We start from the raw sequence: 7138 nt of genomic DNA, 5'->3' as shown, positions 1-7138 counted from the left end.
GGGCTGCTGCCGGTGCCGGGGCAGTACGCGGCCCTGCAGGCGCTGCCGGACGCCGACGCCCGTATGCCCATGGCAGCTGGCGCGCCCGATTTCGTGTTTGCTGACGAGGAAGACGGCGTGGTGGCCGTTAAGCACGGCGCGGAGTATTTCTACGCCTCGGTGTACTGGCGGGCGCGCAACGCAGTAAACTTCCTGGGGCGGGTGCACCTGGTCACGCCCACCTTTGACCGCATAGCCACCGTGGCGGAAGAAGCGGAATTTGAGTCCAGCGGCGAATTTTTCACCCGCCCCGACTACACCAACTTCGGCTTCGCTAACGGCGGCATCAAGTACCCCGAAACCGTGCAGTCGGCCCACGCTGGTGAGCGGCTGCCCATTGCCAAAATTCCGGCCGATGTGGCGTACAAGCCGGGCCAGGAGAGCGGCTACGCCGGCCGGGCTCGCTTCTACCGCCTGCACTACGGCAAGTATCTGGTGGGCCTGAATGCCAGTACCGACACAAGCTACGAGCTGAAACTGCCCGCGGGCTTCGGCCGCGCGGTGAATGCGGCCACGGGCCAGCCGGTGGGGGCGGCCACTGCCGTAACCGTGGCGCCGCGCAGCACGGTGGTGCTGGTGGCGGAGTGAGGCCGCAGGTTTGGGTGTATTCGCTTCATTATTAGACAATAGCCTAATCTGGATGTGAAACCAAGCGGCCTATTGGATTTGGTGCCAAGATGAGAGACAACTATCAGCATAGTGGGCAACAGGTAGCAAAGAAGTTATTTGCCGTATGAAACGATTTCTCTGTTTATTCCTTGTGTTTGCTGGTTCCTTTGGCTGCTCTTCTCCAGACCGAGGTGTTGGTTCGGTGCCAGCGGCCCAAGAAGCGGCTGCGTTGCCCACCCAGCCACGGTTTTACTACGCAGTGGATACTACCGTGGAACGTCGTGACACGCTGCTTCCCGGACGAGACCATTACCGCGTGCGCGTAGTTACGGCTTGCCTCAACGACAGCGCCGTGATAAACGCTGTCGTCGAGGAGGGAAAAACGGTGCTGGACGTCTCGCATAATTACCGGAGCGACCTCCTTGTGACGCGCAACGGGCAGGATTGGGCTCATGCACGGCTTACCAAAGCCCTGTTTGCCACCAATTCAGTGGCTCAAGGTCTTGGTCCCTTGCACGAATGGCATCTCTCGCGCACGGCATTTGTCAGGCGCCAACAGAATGATTTCGTGTTTTATACCCGACTGAGCATTCCCGATTCGGACATTTTTGTGGAAGCCGAAGTTGCTTTGGCTCCTCCAGCGGCGTTGCGCGTGGTGAGGGTCAGAGAACAGGCGTGGGAGGAATAATTCATCTGACCAAAGGCAAATAAATCCAAGCGACTGATGAGTTCCAATTGCCTCTTTGCCGCAAAAACGAGGTGGTCTGTGACTAAATCAGGAGAGTTCAGGAGGTTTGGATGGCGCCAAGTAGGGTCATTTGTTTTGTGGTCAGCCATTGCTGACTTCCTTCCTGACTTTTACGCTAGTGAGCATCAACTTTGGCTCATCGGCCTTCATACTAGCTATTCCCAGCATGCAATCTGCGGTTACCGCCCCCAGCCTTCCCGCCCAAACCAAGGCGCCATTCACCGAGCGGAAATACATCCCCACGCTAATATTCGTCTCGTCGCTGTTTATGCTCTGGGCCATTGCCATCACGATGGGCGACGTGCTCAACAAGCACTTCCAGAACGTATTGCACGTGAGCAAAGCCGATTCGGGACTGGTGCAGTTTTCCATCTTCGGCGCTTACGCCGTGATGGGCATTCCGGCCGGGCTGTTCATGAAGCGCTTTGGCTACAAAAACGGCGTGCTGCTGGGCCTGGGCCTGTATGCGCTGGGCGCCTTCCTGTTTGTGCCGGCCGCCAATGCCGGCTCGTTCGGCTTCTTCCGGGCGGCGCTGTTTGTGCTGGCCTGCGGGCTGGCCACGCTCGAAGCCGTGGCGCACCCCTTCATGGCCGCGCTCGGGCCGCAGGATACCAGCGACCAGCGCCTGAACTTCGCGCAGTCGTTCAACGGGCTGGGCGCGGTGGTGGGGCCGCTGCTGGGCAGCTACTTCATCCTCAGCGGCACCCACGTCAGCGGCGACCTGACGTCGGTCAAAACCCTCTACATTGCCATTGGCAGCGTGATTGTGGCCATTGCCGTGGCCTTCGCCTTCATCAAGGTACCGGCCCTGCAGGATGCGCACGCCGCGCCCGCCGAATCCGAAGCCGGCTTCTACACCGGCACCGCCGAAACGGCCACGCCGCTGGCGCATCCCAAAGGGCTGTTGCAACACGGCCATTTCCGCTGGGCCTGGCTGGCGCAGTTCCTCAACGTGGCGGCGCAGGGCGGCACCTGGGCCTACTTCATCAATTATGGGGTGGAAAAGATGCACTTCTCCGACGCCACGGCCGCCGGTTACTTCTCGCTGTTTATGGTAATGATGATGAGCGGACGCTTCGTTGGCACTTTCCTGATGCGCTACATCGCCCCGAACAAGCTGCTGGCCGCCTTCGCGCTGGCCAACGTGGCCATGTGCCTCCTCGTGGCCCAAAGCTGGGGCTGGCCCTCGTTCATCGCCCTGCTGCTGATTAATTTCTTCTTCAGCATCATGTTCCCGACCATCTTCTCGCTGGGCATCAAGGACCTGGGGCCGCATACACCGCAGGCTTCGTCCATTCTGGTGATGGCCGTGGCGGGCGGGGCCGTGTTCCCCTACCTGATGGGCAAAATTGCCAACCACGACATTGCGGCGGCCTATTACCTGCCCATCATCTGCTACGCTTTCATCGCCCTGTTTGGGGCGCGGCTCTACCGGGTGCGGGCCTAACCAATTATGCAACAAGTCCAGGCAATGGCATTACGAAACAACCACCGGGTGCTAACCGGCCTGTTGCTGGGGGCAGCCGCTGCGCTGCTTAGTCCCGCCGTTCACGCGCAGGCCAACCTCATCAAGCCCGGCGAACTGTGGCCCGACACCGACGGCCACCACATTCAGGCGCACGGCGGCGGCATCATCAAGCTGAAAAAGACCTATTACTGGTACGGCGAGCAGCGCCGCCAGGGCCTCGAGCCCAAGTACCGCTACGTGAGCTGCTACTCTTCCAACGACCTCGTGCACTGGAAATTCCGGGGCGACGTCGTGAAGTTGCTGCCGCCCGACTCGCTCTCGGCCGACTGGATTCTGGAGCGGCCCAAGGTGTTTTACAACGCTAGGACCAAAAAGTACGTGCTCTACTTTCACCTCGACGACAAGGGCTACAAGGTGGCCCAGGTGGGCGTGGCCGTGAGCGACCAGCCTACCGGTCCCTTCCAGTACGTGAAGCGCTTCCGGCCGCTGGGCCAGGAAAGCCGTGACATTGGCCAGTTCATCGACGACGACGGCACGGCTTACCTCGTGTTTGAGGACCGCAAGCAGGGTTTCCACATCGCCAAGCTCTCGGACGACTACATGACCGTGGAAAAGGACGTGGCCCTGGTGCGCGCGCCCATGGAAGGCGGCGCCATCGTGCACTACGAGGGCCTGTACTACTCCATCGGCTCGGCCCTGACGGGCTGGCGCGCCAACCCCAACAAGTACGCCACCGCCCCCACCCTGGCCGGTCCCTGGACCGAGTTCAAGGACATCGCCCCGCCCGAAACCAACACATACGGCGCGCAATCGACCATGCTGGTGAAGGTAGTGGGCAGCAAGAAAACCACCGTCATCTTCCTGGGCGACATCTGGAAACCGAAGACGCAGTGGGACTCGCGCTACCTCTGGATGCCGCTCGAAATCGGCAACGGCCAACTCCGCCTGCCCGCCCCGCGCCCCTGGACGCTGAATGTGAAAACCGGCGAAACGACCTTTCCCGCGCAGCCCTGATTGTGACGGCAGTACTGGTTGCAAGACGTTGATTTTACGTAAGCTTAATCAGGCGAAGTTTAGCCAACAAGACAGGAGTTTCGGTCCTGACTTAGAGGCTGTTTCAAGAAGTCGGAGAAGTAAAAAGGGAACGTCATGCTGAGCTTGTCAAAGCTGGCTTTTGTGGGATTGAGTGCTGATTGCGGGTTGCGGAAGACGTAGGCCCAGTTCTTGGAAAACTAACAACTGCTTCGCTCGGGGAAATACAATTATTAAAAAAATTAGCCCATCGAGCAGCTCGGACGCGCTGAAACCCAGCTGTCCGTCGCACTCTCTTGTCTTTGTTCGGCTGTGCTGAGTAATCACTGCGCGGTTTGGTCCTGGCCGAAAAGTGCGTAATTTTGCATCACTCTGGCCGCTCTGCTTTTTTAGGTAGCGTGGCCACGTTTACCGTAACGATGAACTAGCAAATCCCTTTGCTGGCATAAACGGCTCTCTTAATCCTGAGGATTACGATGACGCTCGTTTGTGCCTTTTTTGTTTTCGTTGCGAAGATTCCTCCCTGATTCTGGTCGTCCCAGCTGCCTGCCCTCCGAAGGGGTGGGCTTTCGTTGTTGCTTTTTTCAGGGAATTTTAATTCAACCTACTGTGAACGTATTGATTATTGGGGCCGGCCTTGGCGGCCTTTGCCTAGCCCAGCTGCTGCAAAAAAACGGGGTAAGCGTGCAGGTTTTTGAGCGCGACGCCAGCGCCAGCGAGCGACTGCAAGGCTACCGCCTGCACCTCGACGCCGACGGCATTTTGGCTCTGCGGGCCGCGCTGCCCGACCCGCTGTTTCAGCTGCTGGAGCTGACTTCGACCAACCCTTTACCCTACACTACCATCCTGGACACGGCCCTGCACCTGAGCCGCCGGTTTCCCATCGACAGCTACAGCAAAACGGAGCACCACCAGGCCCAGGGCATTGCCCGGCACCTGAACGTAAATCGCGCCACCATGCGCGAAATCCTGCTCACGGGATTGGAAAACTGCTGCCACTACGGTGCCCGACTGGTGCGCTATGAAGCAAACGAGCAGAGCGTTAAAGCCTTTTTTGAAGATGGCCGCACGGCCACCGGCGACCTGCTGATTGGGGCCGATGGTGCGGGCTCGGTGGTGCGCCGGCAGCGCGCCCCCGAAGCGCGCTTCATGGACTCGGGCGCGCGGGCCATTTACGGCCGCCTGGGTGTGGAGGCGGCACGCCGGGTACTGCCTGCCCTGTGCCTCGCCGACGTATTCACAGCCGCCTCCGATGCCCGCAAGCTGATTCTGGGCGTGGGGCCAGTGTTATTTCCGGTGCCGCCGGCAGAGGCTGCTCAGAGCCTCGGCTTGGCCACGGCCCTGCACCCGCAGGCCGACTACGTGGGCTGCATCATCTCGGGCCGCAAGGAGTTTTTTGGGGCCGACGAGGAAGCCGTGCGCCTGAAAACCAGCGACGAGCTGCAGCAGTTAGCTACCGAGCTGCTGAGCGACTGGCCCAGCGAAGCAGCGGCGGTGCCGGCGGCCGGTGAAAAGGGCTCCTTTTTCTTCATTGAAATGGGCTCCAGCATTCCCTTCGCCCTGCCGCCGCACCCCAACGTGACGCTGCTGGGCGATGCCATCCACACAATGACGCCCAGCCTGGGCCGCGGGGCCAACATTGCGTTGCGCGACGCCGTGCTGCTGGGCCAGGAACTGCTGCGGGTGGTGCAAGGCGAGAAAGCCTTAGCAGCCGCCCTGCAGGATTATGAAACCGAGATGACGGCTTACGGCTTCAACGTGGTGCGGCAATCGGCCGAAATGGGCACCAAACTGCTGGGCCAGGACCCGCTGCCGGGCTAGGGCTGGCAGCGGCCTGATGTAGCGCTAGGTCACGAATAAGCCATTGCGAGCACACACAGTTCACCGTATGCCGGGCAACCGAGAATCTAGGTGAAGACCGTTGAAAATACGCCGCTGGCTATGAAAGCCAGCGGCGTATTTTCAGTTTACAATCTCCAATAAATCAATTAATTAATGCATATGGCGTGATTCCTGAAGAAACTCGCCGGAATTTCGCGGCTTTGTCGCTGGTGGGCACTGGGCGCATACTAGGCAGGGTGCTTCGATTGATACCAGCGCAACACCTGATGGCACCAATAAGGAAGAAGCAAGTCTGATTGGCCTGACTTAAACAGCATGGCGTTTGGTCTCCAAAATCATTGTCATGGCTGACAATCAGGCCACAACATAATGCTCCAAGGCAACGCATTCGCAAATAGTCGTAGCGTCGGACTGACGAGCAAAACGCCGCAACTGTCGATTTTTACAGACGCGAGCAGTCAGTTGTAGCGGCTAGGAGCTTGCTCGAATCCATCAGGTATGTTCAGGAGGCCGGAGCGGCGGGTGGGAAGTTTCTTCGTTGCGTTTCGAGCTGGCACCATGACCGGCTTTCCGCTTTCCTATCCCCACCCGCCCATGCGCCTCGCGTTGTGTCTCCTGCTTCTACTGCTGCTGGGCGGCCCGGTCCGCGCCCAGGTGTGGCAGTGGTCGGCGCCAGTAACGGCGGCCACGTCTGGCGAAACCAACGACCACCCACGGGCTTTTCTCTGGATACCGCCCCACTGCCGGCAGGTGCGGGCCGTGATAGTGGGTCAGCACAACATGCTGGAAGAGGGTGTGTTGGAGCACCTCGCATTTCGGGCCGAGCTGGCCCGACTGGGCATTGCCGAGGTGTGGGTGACGCCCGCCCTGGATATGGTCTTTGACTTCGAGCACGGCGCGGGCGAGAAGTTCGACGACATGATGCAGGCGCTGGCCCGCGAGTCGGGCTACGCCGAACTGGCCACCGCGCCGGTGATGCCCATCGGGCACTCGGCCGCCGCCAGCTACCCCTGGAATTTCGCCGCCTGGAACCCCGGCCGTACGCTGGCTGCCATCTCGCTTAAGGGCGACGCCCCGCTAAGCCTACTCACCGGCAGTGGCCGGCCAAACCCTAATTGGGGCAGCCGCACCCTCGACGGCGTGCCCGGCCTGATGGTGATGGGCGAATACGAGTGGCTGGAGCCGCGCCTCGCCCCCGCCCTGGCCTACCGCCAGCAACACCCGGCCTCCCCCATCTCGCTGCTGGCCGATGCCGGCCACGGCCACTTCGACTATTCCGACGAGCTGGTGCACTACCTGGCGCTGTTTATCCGAAAGGCTGCCCGGCAGCGCCTGCCGGCCCCGGCCGCGCCCGGCCAGCCAGTCGTGCTGAAACCGATAGACCCCGCCCGGGGCTGGCT

The 7138-nt window shown here is 60.6% G+C and carries 5 protein-coding genes and 1 pseudogene; all 6 read left to right on the top strand.

Going from position 1 to position 7138, the window contains the following annotated elements:
- On the top strand, window positions 1-627 hold a 627-nt coding region (locus ACYVDE_RS10830), incomplete at its 5' end, for a hypothetical protein (protein ID WP_460501530.1).
- Between the two features lie 145 nt (window positions 628-772).
- Entirely contained in the window at window positions 773-1336 is a 564-nt protein-coding gene (locus ACYVDE_RS10825) for a hypothetical protein (RefSeq protein WP_460501529.1), read from the top strand.
- A 226-nt stretch (window positions 1337-1562) separates the two neighbouring features.
- The gene (locus ACYVDE_RS10820) at window positions 1563-2843 is read left to right on the top strand and encodes a sugar MFS transporter (RefSeq protein WP_460501528.1); all 1281 of its coding nucleotides are present in this window, start codon (window positions 1563-1565) and stop codon (window positions 2841-2843) included.
- Window positions 2844-2867: 24 nt separating this feature from the next.
- The gene (locus tag ACYVDE_RS10815) at window positions 2868-3878 is read left to right on the top strand and encodes a glycoside hydrolase family protein (RefSeq protein WP_460501527.1); all 1011 of its coding nucleotides are present in this window, start codon (window positions 2868-2870) and stop codon (window positions 3876-3878) included.
- Window positions 3879-4505: 627 nt separating this feature from the next.
- Complete coding sequence (locus ACYVDE_RS10810) at window positions 4506-5717, top strand: FAD-dependent oxidoreductase (RefSeq protein ID WP_460501526.1); 1212 nt, start codon at window positions 4506-4508, stop codon at window positions 5715-5717.
- Between the two features lie 615 nt (window positions 5718-6332).
- Window positions 6333-7138, top strand: a pseudogene (locus ACYVDE_RS10805) (hypothetical protein); the annotation flags it as partial.

The organism is Hymenobacter agri (assembly GCF_054778495.1).
Note: the sequence above shows the minus strand (reverse complement) of the source record. Positions and strands in the feature narration are given on the sequence as shown.